The organism is Novosphingobium malaysiense (assembly GCF_000802225.1).
GTDB classification, from domain to species: domain Bacteria; phylum Pseudomonadota; class Alphaproteobacteria; order Sphingomonadales; family Sphingomonadaceae; genus Novosphingobium; species Novosphingobium malaysiense.
On the sequence record NZ_JTDI01000003.1, the window covers coordinates 1,151,661 to 1,173,004 of the forward strand.

Annotated in this window: 19 protein-coding genes; 9 read left to right on the forward strand and 10 right to left on the reverse strand. The window is 62.4% G+C overall.

Annotated elements, in window-relative coordinates:
• The first annotated feature begins 32 nt into the window (after positions 1-32).
• The 3 genes from LK12_RS13370 (at position 33) to LK12_RS13380 (ending at position 3,469) form a co-directional block, all read left to right on the forward strand.
• Positions 33-482, forward strand: a complete 450-nt coding sequence (locus tag LK12_RS13370; protein WP_052223382.1) for a DUF2946 family protein — start codon at positions 33-35, stop codon at positions 480-482.
• 126 nt (positions 483-608) lie between these two features.
• On the forward strand, positions 609-2,747 hold the full coding sequence (locus LK12_RS13375; RefSeq protein WP_039284534.1) for a TonB-dependent receptor plug domain-containing protein: 2,139 nt from the start codon (positions 609-611) through the stop codon (positions 2,745-2,747).
• A gap of 2 nt (positions 2,748-2,749) precedes the next feature.
• The gene (locus LK12_RS13380; protein ID WP_039284535.1) at positions 2,750-3,469 is read left to right on the forward strand and encodes an energy transducer TonB family protein; all 720 of its coding nucleotides are present in this window, start codon (positions 2,750-2,752) and stop codon (positions 3,467-3,469) included.
• A gap of 89 nt (positions 3,470-3,558) precedes the next feature.
• Here the strand turns inward: LK12_RS13380 and LK12_RS13385 are convergent, their stop codons facing one another.
• Both LK12_RS13385 and LK12_RS13390 read right to left on the reverse strand, forming a co-directional pair.
• Positions 3,559-4,269, reverse strand: a complete 711-nt coding sequence (locus tag LK12_RS13385) for an AbiV family abortive infection protein (RefSeq protein ID WP_039284536.1) — start codon at positions 4,267-4,269, stop codon at positions 3,559-3,561.
• A 3-nt stretch (positions 4,270-4,272) separates the two neighbouring features.
• Positions 4,273-5,286, reverse strand: coding sequence for a hypothetical protein (locus LK12_RS13390; protein WP_039284538.1), 1,014 nt, complete (start codon positions 5,284-5,286; stop codon positions 4,273-4,275).
• A 334-nt stretch (positions 5,287-5,620) separates the two neighbouring features.
• On the opposite strand from LK12_RS13390, the gene LK12_RS13395 reads away from it, so the two are divergent.
• From LK12_RS13395 to LK12_RS13415, 5 genes are all read left to right on the forward strand, one after another.
• Positions 5,621-6,025 (forward strand): hypothetical protein, encoded by a 405-nt coding sequence (locus LK12_RS13395; protein ID WP_156135474.1) that lies wholly within the window; start codon positions 5,621-5,623, stop codon positions 6,023-6,025.
• 410 nt (positions 6,026-6,435) lie between these two features.
• Complete coding sequence (gene rpsF, locus LK12_RS13400) at positions 6,436-6,795, forward strand: 30S ribosomal protein S6 (RefSeq protein ID WP_039284541.1); 360 nt, start codon at positions 6,436-6,438, stop codon at positions 6,793-6,795.
• A gap of 3 nt (positions 6,796-6,798) precedes the next feature.
• Positions 6,799-7,023, forward strand: coding sequence for a 30S ribosomal protein S18 (gene rpsR / locus LK12_RS13405; RefSeq protein ID WP_039284546.1), 225 nt, complete (start codon positions 6,799-6,801; stop codon positions 7,021-7,023).
• A gap of 13 nt (positions 7,024-7,036) precedes the next feature.
• Positions 7,037-7,642, forward strand: a complete 606-nt coding sequence (rplI, locus tag LK12_RS13410) for a 50S ribosomal protein L9 (RefSeq protein WP_039284549.1) — start codon at positions 7,037-7,039, stop codon at positions 7,640-7,642.
• A gap of 152 nt (positions 7,643-7,794) precedes the next feature.
• Positions 7,795-9,225 (forward strand): AMP nucleosidase, encoded by a 1,431-nt coding sequence (locus tag LK12_RS13415; protein ID WP_039285338.1) that lies wholly within the window; start codon positions 7,795-7,797, stop codon positions 9,223-9,225.
• A gap of 47 nt (positions 9,226-9,272) precedes the next feature.
• Here the strand turns inward: LK12_RS13415 and LK12_RS13420 are convergent, their stop codons facing one another.
• Positions 9,273-11,675, reverse strand: coding sequence for a TonB-dependent receptor (locus tag LK12_RS13420; RefSeq protein ID WP_039284552.1), 2,403 nt, complete (start codon positions 11,673-11,675; stop codon positions 9,273-9,275).
• A gap of 611 nt (positions 11,676-12,286) precedes the next feature.
• Between LK12_RS13420 and LK12_RS13425 the strand changes: the two genes are divergently transcribed.
• Positions 12,287-13,495 carry a L,D-transpeptidase family protein gene (locus tag LK12_RS13425; protein WP_052223383.1) on the forward strand — a complete coding sequence of 403 codons (1,209 nt, stop codon included), beginning with the start codon at positions 12,287-12,289 and terminating at the stop codon, positions 13,493-13,495.
• Between the two features lie 36 nt (positions 13,496-13,531).
• Here the strand turns inward: LK12_RS13425 and LK12_RS13430 are convergent, their stop codons facing one another.
• From LK12_RS13430 to LK12_RS13460, 7 genes are all read right to left on the reverse strand, one after another.
• The gene (locus LK12_RS13430) at positions 13,532-14,287 is read right to left on the reverse strand and encodes an alpha/beta fold hydrolase (RefSeq protein ID WP_039284555.1); all 756 of its coding nucleotides are present in this window, start codon (positions 14,285-14,287) and stop codon (positions 13,532-13,534) included.
• Complete coding sequence (locus tag LK12_RS13435; protein WP_039284557.1) at positions 14,284-14,730, reverse strand: GFA family protein; 447 nt, start codon at positions 14,728-14,730, stop codon at positions 14,284-14,286. Before LK12_RS13435 ends, LK12_RS13430 begins: the two co-directional genes overlap by 4 nt.
• Before the next feature lie 37 nt (positions 14,731-14,767).
• Entirely contained in the window at positions 14,768-15,133 is a 366-nt protein-coding gene (locus tag LK12_RS13440; RefSeq protein WP_039284560.1) for a carboxymuconolactone decarboxylase family protein, read from the reverse strand.
• 141 nt (positions 15,134-15,274) lie between these two features.
• Positions 15,275-16,300 carry an aspartate-semialdehyde dehydrogenase gene (locus LK12_RS13445; RefSeq protein WP_039285343.1) on the reverse strand — a complete coding sequence of 342 codons (1,026 nt, stop codon included), beginning with the start codon at positions 16,298-16,300 and terminating at the stop codon, positions 15,275-15,277.
• 181 nt (positions 16,301-16,481) lie between these two features.
• Complete coding sequence (lon, locus tag LK12_RS13450) at positions 16,482-18,887, reverse strand: endopeptidase La (protein WP_039285345.1); 2,406 nt, start codon at positions 18,885-18,887, stop codon at positions 16,482-16,484.
• Positions 18,888-19,041: 154 nt separating this feature from the next.
• Complete coding sequence (locus tag LK12_RS13455; protein ID WP_039284562.1) at positions 19,042-19,377, reverse strand: YbaB/EbfC family nucleoid-associated protein; 336 nt, start codon at positions 19,375-19,377, stop codon at positions 19,042-19,044.
• Position 19,378: 1 nt separating this feature from the next.
• Complete coding sequence (locus tag LK12_RS13460) at positions 19,379-21,283, reverse strand: DNA polymerase III subunit gamma/tau (protein WP_039284565.1); 1,905 nt, start codon at positions 21,281-21,283, stop codon at positions 19,379-19,381.
• Between the last annotated feature and the right edge of the window lie 61 nt (positions 21,284-21,344).

Below are 21,344 nucleotides of genomic sequence, written 5' to 3' on the forward strand. Positions count from 1 at the left end.
CCCGGATGGGACCACGGCCCTGCGATTTGTTGATGCAAATCGATGACATTGGCCGCGAAGGGCGATACGGGCCCTTCCAGATGCACTCGATTCGAGCCTTCCTGAGCCGGCACCTTGCGGTTGCGGCCACGATCCTGGCGCTGGCGCTGGCGATGAAGGCGTTCGTGCCCGCCGGCTACATGGTGGGATCGGATTCGAAGTCGATCACCATCGAGATCTGCGGCGGCCAGGGCGATCGGGTGCTCTCGAAGCTGACCATTCCGGGCAAGGCCGGGGATGCCGGCAGCGACCATGCCAAGGCGGCGAAGGACTGCCCCTTCACCGCGCTGTCGATGCATTCGCTGTCCGCCACCGACGACGGCCTGCTGGTCATCGCGCTGGCCTTCATCATGGCGCTCGGCTTCGTGGCCGTGCCGCAGCTGCGTCTGCCGCGCATCGGCTTTCTCACACCTCCGCTGCGAGGACCGCCAGCCCTTTCCTGAAACCGGCCCGTTGCCTGCGCGAAGTGAGCGCACCGCAAATGCCGTGACACAGCCCATCGCCGGACCTGCGCGCCTCCGCGTCGGCCGGACGATGCCGCTTTCCCGTGCGATTTTCAGGAATATTCAATGCTCAAGCATACCCGCGCCCTGCGCGCAGCCCTTCTGACCACCTGCGTCTTTTTCGCCTCCAACGCCCATGCCCAGGACGGGGGCAACGCCCTGCCCACCGTCGATGTCGATACTTCGGCGCAGGTCCAGCCCGGCACCACGCTCTCGCAAACCCGTGTTTCCGCCGAGACCCTGCGCGCCGGTGACGTGACGTCGAGCGACACCGCCGGCATTCTCACCGCCATTCCCGGCGTGAGCGTCAACGGCGGTGGCGGCTTCTCCTCGATGCCTTCGATCCGCGGCCTTTCCGAACAGCGCATCAGGGTACTGGTCGATGGCCAGCCGATCGATGCCGCCTGCCCCAACGACATGAACTCGCCGCTCTCCTACACGATGCCGCAGACGATCGCCTCGGTGACGGTCGTGCCCGGCGTCGCGCCGGTGAGCATGGGCGGCGACAACATCGGCGGCGTCATCTCCGTCGCCGCGCCCGAACCGCGCTTTTCCACCGACGGCACGCTGCTGCTGACCGGAGAGGCCTCGGCCTTCTACCGCTCGAACGGCGACGGCTTCGGCGGCGCGGTCACGCTGACCGCGGCGGGCACCAATCTCTCGGCCACCTACACCGGCTCCTACACGCAGAGCGACAACTACAAGGGCGGCGGCAGCAAGGGCGAGGTCCTCTCCACCGAATACGCCAAGACCGATCATGCGCTCGCCCTCGCCTGGCAGAACGCGGCGGGCCTGTGGGAGATCAAGGGCGGCTATCACTTCAGCCCCTACGAAGGCTTCGCCAACCAGTGGATGGACATGACCTCCAACAAGAGCTGGTTCGTGCAGGGCCGCTACCGGGGCGTGTTCGACTGGGGCGACGTCGATCTTTCGGCCAGCTACCGCGACACCGACCACGAGATGAACTTCCTCGCCGACAAGCTTCCCGGCGACATGCCGATGAACACCGAGGTCCACACCTTCACCAGCGCGGCGAAGTTCCAGATCCCGGTGAGCGCGAACCACACCGCGAAGCTGGGCGTCGAGTACCACCACCAGTGGCTCGACGACTACTGGCCGCCGGTCGAAGGCTCGATGATGATGGGCCCGAACACCTTCGTGAACGTCAACGAAGCCTACCGTAACCGCATCGGCGCCTATGCCGAGTGGCAGGCGCGGTTCTCCGAGACGCTCTCTGGCGTCTTCGGCGTGCGCTACGACCGGGTCGAGATGAACACCGGCGAGGTGCAGCCCTACGGCACGTCGATGATGCAGATGGCCGACGTCATGGCGGCGAACGCCTTCAACGCCAGCGACCGCAGCCGCAACGACAACAACTGGAGCGGTTCGGCCATCCTCACCTGGGCGCCGAGCGACAGCCTCGCGCTGGAACTGGGCTATGCTCACAAGACCCGCTCGCCCAACCTCTACGAGCGCTACACCTGGGGGCGCGGCTCGATGGCGAGCCGGATGATCGGCTGGTTCGGCGACGGCAACGGCTATGTCGGCAACCTCGACCTCAAGCCCGAGCGCGCCGACACCGTCAGCGCCACCGCGTCCTTCGCCCCGGCGGCAGGCCTGAGCTTCAAGGTCTCGCCCTATTATACCCGCGTCGACGACTACATCGACGCGATCTACCTCCAGGATCTGACGACGCCCATGGGCATGCCCACGCCGTTCGTGCAGCTGCAGTTCGCCAACCTCGATGCCGAATTCTACGGTGTCGACGTTTCGGGTGAGGCCCTGGTCTCGGGCACACGCGAACAGGGCACGCTCGTCACCGCGTCGCTGGCCTGGGTTCACGGCCAGAACTTCACCGAGGACCTCCCGCTCTATCACCAGATACCGCTCAACGCGAAGCTGGGCGTGGCCCACCGCACCGGCGCACTGGAGCTGGGCGGCGAAGTCGAATGGGTGGACCGCAAGGACCGCGTGGACCCGCGCCGCAACGAACCGGAGACCGCCTCCTACGCCCTCGTCAACCTGCGCGCGGCCTATACGCTCGCCGGTGTGCGCCTGAGCGTGGAGGCCGCGAACCTGTTCGACAAGGGCTACGACCTGCCGCTGGGCGGCATGGCCATCGGCGAATACCGCAGCACCGGTACGCTTCGCCCGGTCGCCGGGCGCGGCCGGTCGTTCAATCTGGGTCTGAGCACGAAGTTCTGATCATGCGCGTGCGCCCTGTTCTTCCCCCGGACAGGGACCCCGGCCGCTATGCCCCCGGCCGGGGCTCGCGCACGCGCAATGGCGCTGCGCTGGCAGGCAGCTTGTTGTTGAACCTCCTGCTGCTTGCCGGCGTAGTTGCCGCAATGCGGGGCCCCGATTTCCTGCCCTCGGGAAACCACCCCGCGCTGGTATCGATCTCGATCGCGCCCAAACCGCAAAAGACCGCCCCGCCGCCGCCTCCATCGAATACCCCTCCCACGGACAAGCCAAGCCTCGCCCAGACACGGCCCGCCCCGCAGGACAACCCCGCGCCGCTGCCGATGGCCCCACGCGGCGCGCCACCGGCGAACACCGCCGCGACCACGCTCCCCGAACCGAAACCCACGTTGCTCCCCGCCGCCGCGCCGACCATGGCGCCGCCGCCACCGGGCAGGCCAGCACCGGACGCCGACCGCCTCGACGCCTATCGCCAGCAGCTATGGCACCGCATCCTCGCTGCCCGCCCCCGCCGGGCAACCGGAACCGGCACCGTCACCATCCGCTTCCGCATCGACCGCAAGGGCGCGCTCGTCTCAAGCGAGATTACCGGGTCTAGCGGCCAGTTCCTGCTCGACCGGCTGGCGCTGCAAGCCGTCCGCAAGGCCGCGCCCTTCCCGATTCCGCCTGCGGAAATGGACGACGCCGGGCTGACCTTTACGGTGCCGGTGGCGTTTCACGGGTGATGTGGGGGAGAAGGCAAGGCTGAAATGGGCCGGTTTCGGATTATCCACTTTGGAATCGTGATTGCCGAATAACCGACCGTTGCAGTGCTCTAAGTTTGATTGTCCTCGTCCTTCCGACCTTGGACCGATACTGGCTTGCCGTGCACAAATGCTTCGAGCGATTCAGGCGATGTATTTGTAAGCCCCTCGCGAAAGACTTCCCGCTGAAAAGCGAGCAGTGCCTCGACCATGGTTGGTTTCTCATAATGGGGCTTCACAATTTCCATCCACAACTGAAGTTCTCTCGCAGTCGTGACCTGTTCCCGGTTCAGCATTTTGGCGGTTTCGATGATCGTGGGCGCGAAGCTCGGATCAACTGCGTCGCCCGGGTCGCTCCAGCGCGGATTTTCACTGAAGCAGTCGGTGTAGAAACAAAGCTGTTTGACCGCATCGAGCATAGCCGTGTGATCGCCATCTTTGTCAGTTGCTTCCCGAAGCTGCATCATCGTCCGGGCCCCTTCGGCAGCTAGCTTCGGCAGAATCCACATGACGTTCTTGGCGCGGTGACTGCGATACTCCTTCCAACCTTGCTTGAGGTCCGCTCCCTCGGCGCGAAGCACTAGCGTCTTGATGATCTGAACCTTACCAAGTTCCTCAATCGCCAAGATCGCCAGTGCGCTCGCGGATGCATGCCGGTCCGCTTCAAGCAACAATTCGGCATCGGCGATCAGCCTGGAAGCGTTCTTGCGCGCGAGCGATATTCCCTCTGCGGCCTGCTCCGCAGTTAGCGGCCCGCGATATTGCGTCAGTTGCCGGGCCATCCATTACTGACCTAGATTTGATGGCGTTGTTTCGACGCTAGGCGGTTGTACCGGGGGAGCGGGAATTTCGAGAGCGCCTAGCAAGTAGGCGGCTGCCAGAGTTTCAAGGACCGCCGCGACAATTCCGATCCCCCAAGAAGCCACTCGAGGCCACGCCTTCCCTAACCAACCTGTCTTCTTTTCGCGCAGTTGAATGTCTGCGAAAGGCACGTAGCGCGAGTGTAGCCAGTTTACCCCGACAATTAGAGATAGCACTATGCCCATCAGGATAGCGCGATCCGAAAGATCGCTGAGGCTCGGTAGGAAGACGATCGCAGCGAGCAGCATAATCTGATTGATGCCGATCCCCCACCGCTTGAAATTCGTGACGTAGGTGCGCTCGTACCTCTTTAAATCACGTTTCAAGGTTTCAAGCTGACCGAGTACCCATGCCTCGTTCGCTCCCTGGGTCATTGCCGTATTAATCTGGGGCCCAAACTCGATTGAGACGACCTGATTGGCACCTGCCCCATCGGGCCTTTGAGCGAAGACCTTGATGATCTCGGCTCTATCGACGGCGAAATGGAGCTCTTTGAAGTCATCGAGATAGAGCGACTGTTCGGTGCCCGCGACTACTGTAACGATGACAGCTGGAAACTCGCGGCGGATGTTCTCGGCAATCTCAATGACCTGCTCCCGGTCAACCTCAATCGCGCCGAAATTGTGGCGGGCAGTATGAAACTGCTCAGTTCGTTGCACTTCATCGGGCTGTTCACCGCCGGCATGTGGAAAGAGGACGAACGTGCCAGCCGTTCCGATAGTCGATTCCCAGTCACCCTGTATTTCGCCCTTGGCATTCATCGTGCCAGTGGCGGCGAATTGGCCCAGTTCAACACCTTCGACTTCGCCGGCTGGTGTCCCCGTCAACTTGAGGGTGGGCGCCTCAAAAGAGCCGACGACGTTGTAAACCGCGATACCCGCGCCTTGTTCATTGATGCGAAGTACACCAGTGAGTGCCGCATCGGCTCCATCGAGCACTACAAACAAGTTGCCGATGTTCGTGCCCCAAGTCCTGCCAGCCCATCGTCTTGTAAGCACTATACCGCCCCCTCATTTTCGCTTTAACATAAATTGCTACGACGCAAATAGACTGGGACCAGAGTATAATTTCACAGATGGATAGTCGGGTGGCCAAATTTTGTAAGAGCCCTATGCCCGCAAAGTCGCAAGGTCGTGCACTCAGTGGCCCCTTTGAGGGGCACCGTGATCCAGATCGAAGACCGCATTGGGCACAGATCAGACGCCAACGCCTGACCTGCTGCATCCCCCAAACCATTTTCCTACACCCCATGCCACACCGTATTCTGCGCGGATGCCCCGCTCCTCTCCCGCTTCCTCGCCCCGCCGGTCCAACGCTGAATACCGCTGGACCCGCGACAAGGTCCTCGTCTTTCTGCGCGTGCTGGCCTTGCGCGGGTCGGTTGCCAAAGCGGCGCGCGAGGTGGGGATGAGCCGGCAGTCGGCCTATCGCCTGCGCGCGCGGCTGGGGGCGGAGTTTGCGCGGATCTGGGACGACGGGCTGGCGATCGGCGCCGCGCTGCGCCGGGACGGGCTAGTGCAGGACGGGCGGCTTGTGCGCGGGCCGCAAGGTGACACGCGCGGTTTACAGGGTGACACCGGGCCGGGCCAAGGTGACAGGTTCTGCGCGCAAGGTGACAAATTCGCGGTGCAAGGTGACGGTTTCGGGCGGCAAGGTGACACCGGAGGCGCAAGGTGACGGGTTTTTGCCCTGGACCGTGTCACGCGTGTCAACCTGTCACCTTGCGGGGTCATGCGGACAGATTGCGTTGGAGAGCCCATAGGCTGCGCTGGAAAGCCCACCCCCAGCCCCTCCCGCCTGCGGGAGGGGAGTATCAGCGCCACGTAGCCGGGGCAGCGCGAGTCTGCCCTCCCGCAGGCGGGAGGGCCGCGAGACTTGGACCTGCACCGCAGGGCCTAGTCGCAGCGGGGTGGGCTCCCCAGCACACCCCCAACCGCACTGCCCTTCCCCCAAACCGCTTGCATTTGCCCGCCAATCCGCTAAGGGCGCGCCTTCCCCTTGTTCGGGGGAGTTTGAAGAAAGCCGGAGGGGCCCCGCAATCCCGCGGACAAGCCAGCGATCGGTTAGATGAATGAAAGGAAGCGCCCGTGGCTCTATACGAGCACGTGTTCCTGGCACGCCAGGACCTCAGCCAGTCGCAGGTCGATGCGCTGGCCGCCGCCGCCACCGAGATCGTCGAGAGCAATCAGGGCAAGGTCACCAAGACCGAGACCTGGGGCCTCAAGAACCTCGCCTACAAGATCAAGCGCAACCGAAAGGCTCACTTCGTGATGCTGAACATCGAGTGCGCCGGCGACGTCGTCGCCGAGCTCGAGCGTCAGACCCAGATCAACGAAGACGTGATCCGCTACATGACCATCCGCGTCGACGAGCACGAAACCGGCCCGTCCGTGATGATGCGCAAGAACGACCGCGACCAGCGTCGCCGTCGCGACCGGGAGAACTGATCCATGGCACGTGCATTCTTCCGCCGCCGCAAGTCCTGCCCGTTCTCGGGCAAGAACGCGCCGAAGATCGATTACAAGGACGTCCGTCTGCTGCAGGGCTTCATGTCCGAGCGCGGCAAGATCGTCCCCAGCCGCATCACCGCGGTTTCCGCCAAGAAGCAGCGCGAGCTGAGCCAGGCCATCAAGCGCGCCCGGCACATCGGCCTGCTGCCCTTCATCGTCAAGTAAGGAGGACTTTCCCATGGACATCATCCTCCTCGAACGTGTCGAGAAGCTGGGCGCCATCGGCGACGTCGTTTCCGTCAAGGACGGCTACGCCCGCAACTACCTTCTTCCCAACAAGAAGGCCCTGCGCGCCAACGAACGCAACAAGAAGGTCTTCGAAGCCAACCGCGCGAAGATCGAGGCCGAGAACGCCGAGAAGCGTTCGGCTGCCGAAAGCCACTCGAGCAACGTCGAAGGCAAGCAGGTCGTCCTGATCCGCGCCTCGTCGAACTCGGGCCAGCTCTACGGTTCGGTTTCGGTGCGCGACATCGTCGAAGCCCTCAACGAACAGGGCGCCGACGTTGCCAAGCAGATGATCGTGCTCGAACGCCCGATCAAGACGCTCGGCGTGTTCGACGTGCGCGTGAACCTGCACCCCGAGGTTTCGGTCAACGTGCAGGTCAACGTCGCCCGTTCGCCGGACGAAGCCGAACTGCAGGCGCAGGGCGTCGACGTCATGGCCGCGATGTTCGAACAGGACACTTCGGGCTTCACCGAGGCTTACGATCCCAATGCCGAACCCGGCGAGATCGCGACCGAGGAAGCCGAAGAGGCTCCGGCCGAAGGCGAAGAGGAAGCCTGAGCTTCCCCGTCGCTGGCCAAGGAATTCAAGGGCCTTCGCTCCCCGGTGGAGCGGAGGCCTTTCCTTTTTCTGCAACGCCTCCGTTTTCTGCAACACTGGCATGCAAAAACCCCACCTATTGCAGTGCAACATGAATTGCGCGATAGATGGCCATGCAAATGATGAAAGAAACCCTCGCGGAATTGGTCCGCGTATATGACGCCGCCGTAGCCTGCCTGAAGGGCGATATCATCGCCTTCATCGAGAACGGCACCCTGCCCGCGCCAGATCGCCGCACCGACCGGCTCTGGACCTATCCCGAGCTGCGGATCACCTACCGCGGCAAGGAACGCACCGCGATCGCCTCGCGCGCCTTCGGCCGATTGGAAGCACCGGGCACCTACGTCACCACCGTGACCCGCCCCGGCCTCTTCGCCGAATACCTTGCCGAACAGCTCTCGCTACTCGAAGCCGAGTACGAAGTGGAATTCGAAGTCAGCCGCTCGGCGCAGGAGATCCCTTTCCCCTACGTGCTTGACGGCGTCGCCATCGGCACAGTGAAGCCGCAGGATCTGGCGCAGCACTTCCCGAGCACCGACCTTGCCATGATCGGCGACGAGATCGCCGACGGCATCCACGTCTTCGGCGAGGCCGACCCGCAGCCGCTCGCCCTGTTCGACGGGCTGCGCACCGATTTCAGCCTTGCCCGGCTTGCCCACTATACCGGCACGAGCCCGGAACATTGCCAGCGCTACGTGCTGTTCACCAATTACCACCGCTATGTCGACGAGTTCGTGGACTGGGCCGGAAAGCAGGTTGGCTCGGGCGGTTACGTAGCCCTCTCGGGCGCCGGCGGGCTCTACATCGACGGCCCGACCGAGAATGCCCGTGTACGCCTCTCGGACACGGCCTGGCGCCGCCACCAGATGCCGGCCTACCACCTGATCAAGGAAGACCGCTCGGGCATCACCCTGGTCAACATCGGCGTCGGCCCGTCCAACGCCAAGACCATCACCGATCACCTCGCGGTGCTGCGCCCGGAAGCCTGGCTGATGATCGGCCACTGCGGCGGCCTGCGCGAAAGCCAGCGGATCGGCGATTACGTGCTCGCGCATGCCTATCTGCGCGATGATCACGTGCTCGATCCGGTCCTGCCGCCCGAAATCCCGTTGCCGGCGATTGCCGAAGTGCAGCAGGCGCTGGCGCAGGCGGCCGAAATCGTCAGCGGCGGTGGCGGCGTGAACCTCAAGAAGCGGATGCGCACCGGCACTATCGTCACCACCGACGACCGCAACTGGGAACTGCGCTACACCGCATCGGCCAAGCGCTTCAGCCTCAGCCGCGCGATCGGCATCGACATGGAAAGCGCCACGATCAGCGCGCAGGGCTATCGCTTCCGCGTGCCCTACGGGACACTGCTGTGCGTATCCGACAAGCCGCTGCACGGCGAATTGAAGCTGCCCGGACAAGCGAACCGCTTTTACGAGGAGGCCATCGCCAGCCACCTCAAGATCGGGCTGATTACGTGCGACTTGCTTCGCGAACAGGGCGACCGTCTGCATTCGCGCAAGCTGCGCGCTTTCAACGAGCCGCCCTTCCGGTGATGCTCAACTGGAGTGCCCGAACCCGCAGGGTTCGGGCACTCCTGCTATCAGCTTCCGCCGTCGAACTTGTAGCCTATCGTCACGCCGTATGTCCGCGGCTCGGCCATCGGCGAATAGGTGCCGTAGGACGTGGTGCCGTTGTAATGCAGACGGTAGCGGTGATCGGACAGGTTCGTCCCGAACACGCGAACGTAGTATGTGTCGGTCGGATCGGTCCAGGTCACTGAAGCATTGTACAAGGCGTACTTCCCTTCGCGGTAGCGCTGTTGGCGCTGCCGGTCGGCGGGCACACCCGAACCGGTTCCCCAGACCGCCGGATTCGTGACCACATAGCTATCCGTATACTTCAGGTTGGCGGCATAGCGCACACCGCCCTTGCCGATCGGCACGAAGTAATCGACGCCGAGATTGGCGGAGAAATCGGGCGCGCGGGACATTTGCAATCCCGAAAGATCCTGCACCTGCGAAACGTTTAGGTAGGTCTTGAGCGGATCGGAACTGCTGTTGATCCCGACACCCCCACCTTCGGCCGGAGAGTTACTTACGCCCGTGCCGCTGAACGTGAAGCCCGAACCGTAGCGCGCATGCAGGTAAAGCGCGCCGGCCCGGATGGTGAGATTTTCGATCGGCTCGAATTCTACGCTGCCCTCGATACCCTTGATCTTCGCCTTGGGAGCATTGGTGACGTCAACGAAGGTACTGCCGTCCGGCAAGGTGATCGTCGAACTTACCTGAAGGTTCTTGTAGTCATAATAGAATGCCGCCACCTCGGCGCGCAGCATCGACCCGGCCGTCTTGAAACCGATCTCATAGGCATCGATCGTTTCCTGCTTTGCAGGCTGGTAGCAATCCGGGTCGGTGAGAATGCATGCAGGAAGCGTCGCATTGAAAGCCCCGCTTCGGAATCCCTTGGAATACGATGCGTAGACGTTGGTGCGGGGGGCTATCTCGTAGCGTATCGAGGCACGCGGCGTGAACTTGCTGAACTTTGCATGTTCGCGCGTCTCCGGGCGGGTCGACGTCGGGGAAATGCTTGTTTGTACGGCCCAGGGATCCTGGGTTTCCTCGCTGTAGCGGCCGCCGACATTGAGACTGAGTGCATCAGTCGCATGGAACGTGGCATCGGCATATACCGCCCAAGCCTCCTTGGTCTGGGCGAAATCGGCCTCGAAGAATTTTACATAACTATCAAGACCGGCAGGATTTGCCGGATCATACGGTACACCGAACACTGCCGGGCCGAGATAGAACTGATTGGGATCGATGTACTTGGTCCGATCCCGGAAATAGGTGCCACCGACGATGAGATCGACGCGGTCGATCGCCGTTACCGTGAAGTCCAGCGCCTGCTGGAACGTGCGGTTCTGAATACGGCTCGTGGACCAGGACAGCGGAATATAGGATCCGTCGAAGTCGAAACTCGTTCGCGCCCGGTTCTGGGTGTAACCGGTTATGGATTTGACGACACCGATGGCCGTATCCAATTGCAGCGTCAACGAACCTTCATGCTGCTTGGTGGTGACTTCCGTGCCAATATCGTAGGCAGCCACTCCCAGCTTCGTCGGCTGGAGTTCACCGCCGGGAAGGAGAAACGTCGGCGGCACGTTCTCGAAGGTCGTGAACATGTTGCCCCGCCCGTCGCTGACACGGGTATAATTGTAGGCCAGCGTTGCCGTAAACGTCTCCGTGAGCGCGAGCTTCAGCTTCGCCCGGATCGAATCCTGCTTGAGCGGCGCTGCATTGCCGTCGGTCTCCCCCGGAGTCGTGCGGCTGGCCAATTTCATGTAGCCATCGCTGCGACGCAGGTAACCCGCGAGGCTGATCCCGACGCGATCGGAGACGGGCCCGGCCACATAGCCGGAGAAGCGTTTGTCATCGAAGCGCGCGTAGGTTGCCGAGGCCTCGCCCTGCCACCAGTCGGAAGGCGTGATGGTTTCCAGCAGGATCGCACCACCTGTGGCGTTGCGTCCATAAAGCGTGCCCTGCGGCCCTTTCAGAACCTGGACACTCGAAATGTTGGGCAAGTCGATGTTGATGGTCTGCGGATTGACCTGGTAAATTCCATCGATGTAGACCGCGACATTGTTTTCGTACGTACCGTTGATCACGGTTGTGACACCGCGGACGGAAGGTTGCGGAAATGCGCCGCCCTGCCCCAGTTGCACGCCGGTCGTGACATTCTGGATGTCCCGCAGCGACGTGACGCCGGCATTTTTCAACGCCTCGTCGTTCAGCACGGATACTGACATCGGCACGTCTTCCAAAGCCTCGGAGCGCCGCTGTGCCGTGACGATGATCACGCTTTTGTCGACGCTGCTGGTCTCTTGCGCCAAGGCCGGCGTCACGAATGCCGGTGCCGTCAGCGCCGTAGTCGCGCAGACAATGGCAGCCACCCGGCGAGACGCCCCACTGACAGGCCGAAACGCCTGCCCCAGATATTTCCGCTTCATGTCCTCTCTCCCCTATTTTGCGTGCCCGCTACGGCCACGTCTTTCGACACTGACTTTGCTCCAACGGACACGTGTCCACATCTGACGGTAACGATCGAAGAACCCTCGGCAAGCAAAACGGCGGAGAAATAAGGCTGGATTTAGAATGGGCTGGGCAATAATCGCCTGTCGCTTCGGCAACACCCATGAACGCGCCACTGGGCCCGAAGATACCGCCAAAAGACGCGGGGATGGCTAATCCCCGGATTCCCGCAGCCATCACAAATGCCTCTCCCTGCACTTGCCGCTGCTGCTGGTTTTCCCAGTCAGCAGATAGTGGCTCTTGTTATGACCTACGGGTGCACGGATACTCGACAATCGCCAAGTACAAACTTGTACACGTGTCTAAAAAAACAATTTTTGCACCTTCACGGTCAATCGAGCTGGAGAGATATTACCGTGACAGTCACTTTTATCCCACCCGTCGCGGTCCTTTACGCCCGTCTGGTCGGCCTGCCCTGCCTTTCGATCCCCGGTCCGTTACCTCTACAACGGAATACGAAAACTCGTTGTGTTGCAGTGCTGTATTATGCTTACATTACCAAATGGGAATGAAAAGCAATGCCTCAAGCATGAAGCTCCGGGGCCCTCTATCGCTCGTATTGATGGTCTTGGGCCTCATGTCCTGCGGCGCGACCGATGGACCGGAAGCCGCCGCTCCGCAGAGCAACACTGCTCCGGAAGGATCGACCGTTTCGGCAACACCGACCTTGGCGATGGAAAGCTGGAATCCCGGCGAAGTGGAGAGCCTTGAACGATGGGCCCGATGCGCCCCGCGCGACGCTCTACCTTCACCGGACATCAGCGCTCTGAGGACCGCAGTCGCCAGCGGAGACCAGACGGCCATCGATCAGGCAGCAAACGCGCTGGCGCTGAAACTCGCGCGTATGTATCTTTTCGGGATTGCCGAGCCCGCACAGCGTGCAGGCTGGCACATCAAGGACACCGACGTCTCGATCGATCTGGTATCGCGCTTGCAGGACGCGGTCGTGTCAGGCGCTATCGACGCCTTCTTCGAGAACCTCCTGCCCTCCCACCCGGACTATGCAGAGTTGCGCTCGGCCTATGCAGAGGAGACCGACCCGGAGCGCCGCGAGACGATTGCCCGCAACATGGAACGCTGGCGCTGGATGCCGCATTCGCTCGGCGAATCCTATGTGCTGGTGAATACCGCGAGCTTCGAAGCCAGCCTCTGGCGGGCAGGCAGCCGCGTGAAGACTTGGCCGGTGATAGTCGGCAAGCGTTCCACGCCGAGCCCGGTGTTCTCCGCAAAGATCACCGGCGTCATTCTCAATCCCTGGTGGCACATTCCGGCAAGCATCATTCGCGAAAAGCACGGCAACTTTCCGGCCCGTCTGGGCTATGTCCGCACGGCGAACGGTTTCAGCCAGAAGCCCGGCCCCAACAATGCGCTTGGCCAGATGAAACTGGTGATGCCCAATCCCTTCAGCGTGTACATGCACGACACCCCCAGCAAGAGTCTCTTTTCCAGGGAAGTGAGAGCCTTCAGCCACGGCTGCATACGCGTCGGTAACGCGCTGGATTATGCCACGACCCTGCTGGACGGCGTAAAGTCTCGCGAAGACGTCGACGAGATCGTCGCCAGTCGGAAAACGACCACCATAAACCTGCCCAAACCGCTTCCCGTCTACATCACCTATTTCACGGCGACGAAGCTAGGTGACGGCACTTTCGTCATCGAGCCGGATATTTACGGGCGCGACAAGCGTGTGCCCGCAGTACTGGCATCGGCGGAAACGGAATGCTCCGGCTCCAAATAGGGTTCGGAGACATGGCCAGCGATCCTCCAGCTGAGGTTACGACTGGAGAAATTCAGCCATGGCGCGGCCCATTTCCTTGAATGTGACCGAAGACATGTGGTTGCCGGGCACTTCCTTGTAGGTGCCTTGGGGAAGCGTTGCAGCCAGATCGGGAGCCGACCCATTGTCTCCGTCGTCGGCGCCGCACACGCACAATGTCGGCATCGTTACGTTCTCAAGCGCTTCGGGCGGCGTATCGTCCACCGAACCGAGCAGAAGTCGGGCGGCTACCCTGTCCACGTTCATGGTCTTCATGAATGCCTGCGCGACAAACGCCGGTTCCCCCCGCTCGATGTTCCCGAAACGGTCTATGGCGTCGATAAAATGCGCACTCCGGCGCGCCCAACCGGCGAGACCGGACAGCCCCATTCCACCCAGGATCAGCTTGCGCGGCTCCAAACCGGCCAAGACTCCCCGCACCGATGTGCGCGCGCCGAGCGAAAAGCCGCCCAGGTCGAAGTCGTCCAACCCCAGTTCGCCAACAAGAAATTGCAGATCCTCAACCAGCACGTCCTCAGGATAGAGCCGCGGATCATGGGGCGCCTCGCTTTCCCCGTGGGCGCGCAGATCCGGCATGATGACCTCGAAACCCGCATCAGCCAGGATTTGCGCGTTGCCGAACTTGATCCAGTTTACCTGAGCACTGGAAAACAGGCCATGCAGCAGGACCAGCGGTCGGCCCTGACCCATGCTATGGATCGCAAGGCGGGTCCCGCCGAAACCTTCCACGTAATCCTTGCGCACTTCACTCACTCGGGGACCTCCAGACCAGCCGCTTTCCAGCGCGAAGCAACACTCTCGGTCGTTGCTGTGTAATGCCGTGGCAAGTCCTTGGTATCCAGCCAGCTTTCATGCAAGCTTTCGCAGCCTGCATGGGCAACCGGGTGGAAATATTCCGGTTCGTCGAAGCTTCCCACCGTAAGATCCATCTCGCCGCTGCTCTCCTTGAAATCGAAGCCTAGCGGCGATCCGCACCGTGAGCAGAAAGGGCGGCGGGCAATGGGCGAACTCTCATACCAGTCCGGTTCCCGATTCCATGCGACCGCGGTGGTCGGAACCTGCACGAACGCTGCGGCAAACCCGCCGGTCGCCTTCTGGCACATGCGGCAGTGGCACAAGTACGCGTCATCGCTCTCGAGCCGCGCAGTATATCGGATGTGGCCGCACTGGCAGCCACCGGTCATGGTTCGGGTCATGCCTGCAAGCTAGACCACGGCGCAAACTCGCGAAAGCCTAGCCCTTCGCCTTTTCGTCCCACTGGTCGAAAGCCTCCAGTGCCTGGGCGGCATACATCGCCGAGGGGCCTGCACCCATGTAGACGGCGATGCCCATGGCTTCCGCCACCTCGTCGCGCGTCGCGCCCTGACGCTGCGCGGCGGAGGAATGATAGGTGACGCAAGGGTCGCAGCGCACTGCCACGGAAATGGCCAGCGCAATCAGCTCCTTGGTCTTGGTGTCGAGCGCGCCCGGCTCCAGCGCCGCCTTGCCCATTTCGGAGAACGCCTGCATCGGCCCCGGCGACGAACGCTTGAGCTCTCCCACGGCGGGATTGAGGGTCTTGGCCATGTTCGGCCAATCCTTGAAGTTGCTTTTCGACATGAGGCTTCCTCCTTTGCCTGCTGGCATGTCCCAAGACATCGCACTGCGCCTTGCGGCACGTCAATTCGCCAAATCCACATGAAAAAGGCTCCCGAAGCATCTGCTCCGGAAGCCTTTTTCAATTCAGAACTGTAGCGTCCGTCAGCCCTTCTTGAGATGGCGACGACCCAGCAGCTCTGCGATCTGCACGGCGTTGAGCGCGGCGCCCTTGCGCAGGTTGTCGGAGACGCACCACAGGGCCAGACCGTTCTCCACGGTCGGGTCCTCGCGCACGCGGCTGATGTAGGTTGCGCTGTCGCCCACGCACTCGACGGGGGTGACGTATCCGCCGTCCTCGCGCTTGTCGACGAGCATGCAGCCCGGAGCCTCGCGCAGGATATCCTGTGCTTCCTCGGCCGAAATCTCATCCTCGAACTCGAGCGTGATCGACTCGGCGTGGCCCACGAAGACCGGCACGCGCACGCAGGTAGCCTGTACCTTGATCGACGGGTCCATGATCTTCTTGGTCTCGACGACCATCTTCCACTCTTCCTTGGTGGAACCATCGTCGAGGAACACGTCGATGTGTGGGATCACGTTGAAGGCGATCTGCTTGGTGAACTTGCTGGGCTCGACCGGATCGCCGACAAAAATCGCGCGGCTCTGTTCGAACAGTTCGTCCATGCCCGCCTTGCCTGCGCCGGAAACCGACTGGTAGGTCGAGACAACGACGCGCTTGATCTTCGCCTTTTCATGAAGCGGCTGGAGCGCCACGACCATCTGCGCGGTGGAGCAGTTCGGGTTGGCGATGATGTTGCGCTTGGTATAGCCGTCGATCGCATCCGGGTTCACTTCCGGCACGATCAGCGGAATGTCGGGCTCCATGCGGTAGAGCGACGAGTTGTCGATCACCACGCAGCCCTGCGAGGCGGCCTTGGGCGCATAGATCTTGGTCGGACCCGACCCCGCGGCAAACAGTGCAATGTCATAGCCGGTGAAATCGAAATGCTCGATGTTCTTCACTTTGAGCATCTTGCCGGTTTCGCCGAATTCGATCTCCGTTCCCGTCGAGCGGGGCGAAGCGACCGCTGCGATCTCGTCGCAGGGAAACTCGCGTTCGGCGAGGATATTGAGCATTTCGCGGCCGACATTTCCGGTCGCACCGACAACGGCTACCCGGTAACCCATTTCACATTCCTTCTTTTGGCCCATGCGGAAAAAGCGTTTCCGCACGAGGGCGGCGCGTTAGCGCCAGTACGTGCGCGTGACAAGCATCTGCGCACGACGATTGCTTTCAGCTCGCAGAACGCGACTGAAAATTGCGAAGGCCGGGGCGTCGCACGAAAAGCGACGCCCCGGCCTGTTCAAATCAGTGTGCGGTGGCGGAAGGCGCTGCGCTGTGCACGGGCGCAGCGGCCAGTTCGTCCGCCTCGGTCCACTCGATCGCTTCGAGCGGCTCGGTAAGCGCGCGCGACAGGACTTCATCCACGTGCGAGACCGGAATGATTTCAAGGCCTTCCTTAACGTTCTCGGGAATCTCCGCAAGGTCTTTGCGGTTCTCCTCGGGAATGAGGACGGTGGTGATGCCGCCGCGCAGCGCCGCCAGCAGCTTTTCCTTGAGCCCGCCGATCGGCAACACCCTGCCACGCAGCGTGACCTCGCCGGTCATGGCGACGTCCTTGCGTACCGGCACACCGGTCAGGGTCGAAATGATCGAGGTAACCATGCCGATGCCCGCCGACGGTCCGTCCTTGGGAACGGCGCCTTCGGGCAAGTGGATGTGGATGTCGCGGCGGTTGAACACACTCGGCTTCACGCCATAGGCAGGCGAGCGCGCCTTCACGAAGCTCCAGGCGGTCTGGATCGATTCGTTCATCACTTCGCCCAGCTTGCCGGTCGCCTTGATGGCGCCCTTGCCGGGAACGGTGACGCTTTCGATCGTCAGCAGTTCGCCGCCGACTTCGGTCCATGCAAGGCCCGTAACCGCACCGACCTGATGCTCCTCCTCGCTAACGCCGTGGCGGAACTTACGGACACCCGCATAATCGGCGAGGTTCTCAGGCGTAATGACGACTTCGGTCGCCTTGCCTTCGAGAATCTGGCGCAGCGACTTGCGCGCCAGCCGCGCGATCTCGCGCTCGAGCGTGCGCACGCCCGCTTCACGGGTGTAGTAGCGGATAAGATCGCGCAGACCCTCTTCAGTCAGCGTGAATTCGCCCTTCTTGAGCCCGTGCGCCTCGATCTGCTTCTCGATCAGGTGACGCTGAGCGATCTCGACCTTCTCGTCCTCGGTATAGCCCTCGAGCCGGATGATCTCCATGCGGTCAAGCAGCGGCTGCGGCAGGTTCAGCGAGTTCGCTGTGCACACGAACATCACGTCGGACAGATCGATGTCCAGTTCCAGATAGTGGTCCTGAAACTTGGAGTTCTGTTCGGGATCGAGCACTTCGAGCAGTGCCGAAGCCGGATCGCCGCGGAAGTCCTGGCCCAGCTTGTCGATCTCGTCGAGCAGGAACAGCGGGTTGGACTTGCCCGCCTTGCGCAGGTTCGTGACGATCTTGCCCGGCAGCGAGCCGATGTAGGTTCGGCGGTGCCCGCGGATCTCCGCTTCGTCGCGCACGCCGCCCAGCGACTGGCGCACGAATTCGCGTCCGGTCGCTCTGGCGATAGACTTACCCAGCGAGGTCTTGCCCACACCCGGCGGGCCGACGAGGCACAGGATCGGCCCCTTCAGCTTGTTGGTCCGCGCCTGAACGGCGAGATATTCGATGATCCGGTCCTTGACCTTGTCGAGCGCGTAATGGTCCGCATCGAGAATGTCCTGAGCCGAGGAAATATCGCGCTTGAGCTTGCTCTTCTTGCCCCAGGGCAGACCCAGCAGCACATCGAGATAATTGCGGATAACGGTCGCTTCCGCGCTCATCGGCTGCATCGACTTGAGCTTCTTGAGCTCTGCCGTGGCCTTTTCGCGTGCTTCCTTGGAAAGGCGCGTCTTCTCTATCTTCTCCTGCAGCTCCTGAAGCTCGTTGGCTTCATCGCCATCGCCGCCACCCAGTTCGTTCTGGATCGCCTTGAGCTGCTCGTTGAGGTAATATTCGCGCTGTGTCTTTTCCATCTGCCGCTTCACGCGGCCACGGATCTTGCGCTCGACCTGCAGAACGCCGAGTTCGCCTTCCATGAAGGAATAGACCATCTCGAGGCGCTTGAGCGGATCGGCTTCGGAGAGCACGGCCTGCTTGTCGGAGACCTTGGCCGAAAGCTGCGCCGCCACGGTATCGGCGAGCTTCGCCGGATCTTCGATGTCGTCGAGCTGATCGCCTGCATCCTGGCTCAACTTCTTGTTGAGCTTCGCGTACTCGTTGAACTGGTCGATCACCGAGCGCATCATTGCCGAGACCTCGGTTCCCTCAGCCTCTAGCGGTTCGATTGTCTCGACTTCGGCCACGAGCATGTCGCCGTCTTCGCTCGGTTCGGTCCGCAGCGCATTCAGCCGCGCACGGTCCTGCCCCTCGACCAACACGCGGACGGTTCCGTCCGGCAGCTTGAGAAGCTGCAGCACGCTGGCGACGACGCCGGTATCGTAGAGATCGTCGCGGTCCGGATCATCACAGCCCGGATCGAGCTGGGCGAGCAGGAAAATATCCTTCTCGCCGGCCATCGCCGCTTCCAGAGCGGCAACCGATTTTTCGCGACCAACGAACAGGGGCACGACCATGCCCGGGAAGACGACGATGTCACGCAGCGGAAGAAGCGGTAGCAGGTTCACAGAATCCATCCATTTCATCGCATGCGGAAAAGTATCAGCCCTCTCCGCAGCATTCAGCCGACGATATGGGGTGTCTATTCCGCCTTGCAATGGATTGGGGAGGAAACCTGTGGATGCGCATGCAGCGCCTCGTGGTCCTTCCCCTCAGGTCATCACCCGGCTGTCAGAACGGCATCTTGAAGCCTGGAGGCAGCCCCATACCCTGCTGCGCCTTGGCCATTTCCTCGTTCGCGACCGAATCTGCCTTGACGCGTGCGTCGTTGTAAGCGGCAGCCACGAGATCCTCCAGCATGCCCTTCTCCGACGGCTGCATCAGGCTATCGTCGATCGACACGCCGATAACCCGACCCTTGGCGGAACAGCGGATCTTCACCAGCCCGCCACCGGAAAGGCCCTCGACCTCAAGCTGGTCCAGCTTGGCCTGGGTCTCGTTCATCTGCTGCTGGATGGTTTCGGCAGCCTGCTGGGCCGCCTGGATCATCTCTTCCATCGATTTCATGTCAGCGTCTCCAATTGCGCGACCCGCCGCCGATCGCGGCGGGACGGTCGTCTTCGATGAGTTCTGCCCCCGGAAAAGCCGCAAGCGTCGCCTCCACCAGTGGCGAACTGCGAACCGCCTGCGTATCGGCCGCCTTGCTCGCCTCGGCCTGCTCCACCAGCGTCGAAACCCCTTCGGCGTTCACGCGCTCGACCTGCCAGCGTTCGCCGGTGGCGTCGGACAGGGCGGCACGCAGCTGGGCGGAAATGTCTTCGCGAAAGCCCGGCGGCTGCGTGTAGCGCAGGAGGCCCGGCGCAAGTTCGACCACGCGCACCTGCATGCGCATGACATTGGCCGCGACCGGCTGCCCGTGGTGCTCGACATCGTCGACCAGCGCTTCCCATCGCGGCGCGACGGCCGAAGGAGCCGCGGCCGATGCCGAAGGCGCGCCCGAGGGCGCCACCCCACTGCCGTTCGTGGAGTCAGGCGCGGGAGCGCGCGATGCAAGTTCCTCCAGCTTCTTCACCAGCGCCCCGGGGTCGGGCATGTCGGAAGCGTGCATGATCCTGAGCAGCGCCATCTGCGCTGCAACCAGCGGATCTGGCGCCGACTTGACCTCTTCATGCCCCTTGAGCAGCAACTGCCAGAGGCGATGCAACTGGCCGGCACGCATGGCCTTTGCCCAGCCCTCGATGGCCTCGCGCTCCTCCGCAGACGGCACGTCGGCGTGCCCCCCTACCTGAGCCACTGCAATGCGATGGGCCAGCTCCATCAACCCGCGCATCATTGCCAGCGGTTCGACGCCCAGCGAAAACTGGTGCGCGACAAGCTCCAGAAGTTGCGTTCCATCGCCGTCGAGGATCGCGCCCAACAGCTTGCGCTGCACCGACTTGTCCGACAGGCCCAGCATGTCACGGACCTTCTCGGCACGCACCTTTCCTTCGCCGTCGAGGTCGGCATGGGCAATGGCCTGGTCGAGAATCGACAGGCCGTCGCGCACCGACCCTTCGGCCGCGGCCGCCACCATGGCGAGCGCCTCTTCCTCGGCGCCGACACCTTCGTTGGTGCAGACCTTGGCGAAGTGCTCGGCCAGCATCGGCGTTGGAATGCGGCGCAAATCGAAGCGCTGACAGCGTGAGAGCACCGTAACCGGGAGCTTTTCCACTTCCGTCGTCGCGAAAAGGAACTTCACGTGCGCCGGCGGTTCTTCGAGCGTCTTGAGCAAGGCATTGAACGCATTGCGCGAAAGCATGTGGACTTCGTCGATGATGTAGATCTTGTAGCGCGCCGAAACGGCAGCGTAGCGCACTGCCTCGATAATCTCGCGCACGTCGTCGACGCCAGTGTGCGAGGCGGCGTCCATCTCGATCACGTCGATATGCCGGCCTTCGGCAATTGCGCGGCAGGGTTCACAGACACCGCAGGGATCGATGGTCGGGCCTCCCTGTCCGTCAAGCCCTATGCAGTTCAGCGCCTTGGCAATCAGGCGCGCTGTCGAGGTCTTGCCGACACCGCGCACGCCGGTCATCAGGAAGGCGTGAGCCAGGCGGTCGCGCTTGATGGCATTGGCGAGGGTCTGCACCATCGCTTCCTGCCCGATCAGTTCCCCGAAAGTCTGCGGACGATACTTGCGCGCCAGCACGCGATAGGGCTGCGAGGGCGTTCCTGCCGGCGGGCTTGCCGATGCAGCGGCAGGCGTGGGAGAGGTTTCCGCCGGAGCGGTGAACATGGCCGATTGCCCTGCAGCCTCGAGTTCGGCGGCGGTTGGTTCTGGCACTTCCTGCGGTTCAGGTGGCTCGGGGGCGGGTGCACCGAACATCGACGACTGGCCGGCCGCCTCAAGCTCGGCGGCGCTGGGTGCGGCGTCGTCCTCCTCTCCATCGTTCCAGGGAGGGGAATCGCCAAACATGTCGCGTGAATCGTCCATCGCTTCTCAAGGTAGGGACCAAACGCGATCAGGTCACGCCCGGCGGGCACGTTTTACGCTA

Coding starts and splice junctions, on each gene's coding strand:
- LK12_RS13370 (WP_052223382.1), top strand. CDS start 33: ATGCAAATCGATGACATTGGCCGCGAAGGGCGATACGGGCCCTTCCAG.
- LK12_RS13375 (WP_039284534.1), top strand. CDS start 609: ATGCTCAAGCATACCCGCGCCCTGCGCGCAGCCCTTCTGACCACCTGC.
- LK12_RS13380 (WP_039284535.1), top strand. CDS start 2,750: ATGCGCGTGCGCCCTGTTCTTCCCCCGGACAGGGACCCCGGCCGCTAT.
- LK12_RS13385 (WP_039284536.1), bottom strand. CDS start 4,269: ATGGCCCGGCAACTGACGCAATATCGCGGGCCGCTAACTGCGGAGCAG.
- LK12_RS13395 (WP_156135474.1), top strand. CDS start 5,621: ATGCCCCGCTCCTCTCCCGCTTCCTCGCCCCGCCGGTCCAACGCTGAA.
- rpsR (WP_039284546.1), top strand. CDS start 6,799: ATGGCACGTGCATTCTTCCGCCGCCGCAAGTCCTGCCCGTTCTCGGGC.
- rplI (WP_039284549.1), top strand. CDS start 7,037: ATGGACATCATCCTCCTCGAACGTGTCGAGAAGCTGGGCGCCATCGGC.
- LK12_RS13415 (WP_039285338.1), top strand. CDS start 7,795: ATGCAAATGATGAAAGAAACCCTCGCGGAATTGGTCCGCGTATATGAC.
- LK12_RS13420 (WP_039284552.1), bottom strand. CDS start 11,675: ATGAAGCGGAAATATCTGGGGCAGGCGTTTCGGCCTGTCAGTGGGGCG.
- LK12_RS13425 (WP_052223383.1), top strand. CDS start 12,287: ATGAAGCTCCGGGGCCCTCTATCGCTCGTATTGATGGTCTTGGGCCTC.
- LK12_RS13435 (WP_039284557.1), bottom strand. CDS start 14,730: ATGACCCGAACCATGACCGGTGGCTGCCAGTGCGGCCACATCCGATAT.
- LK12_RS13440 (WP_039284560.1), bottom strand. CDS start 15,133: ATGTCGAAAAGCAACTTCAAGGATTGGCCGAACATGGCCAAGACCCTC.
- LK12_RS13445 (WP_039285343.1), bottom strand. CDS start 16,300: ATGGGTTACCGGGTAGCCGTTGTCGGTGCGACCGGAAATGTCGGCCGC.
- lon (WP_039285345.1), bottom strand. CDS start 18,887: ATGGATTCTGTGAACCTGCTACCGCTTCTTCCGCTGCGTGACATCGTC.
- LK12_RS13455 (WP_039284562.1), bottom strand. CDS start 19,377: ATGAAATCGATGGAAGAGATGATCCAGGCGGCCCAGCAGGCTGCCGAA.
- LK12_RS13460 (WP_039284565.1), bottom strand. CDS start 21,283: ATGGACGATTCACGCGACATGTTTGGCGATTCCCCTCCCTGGAACGAT.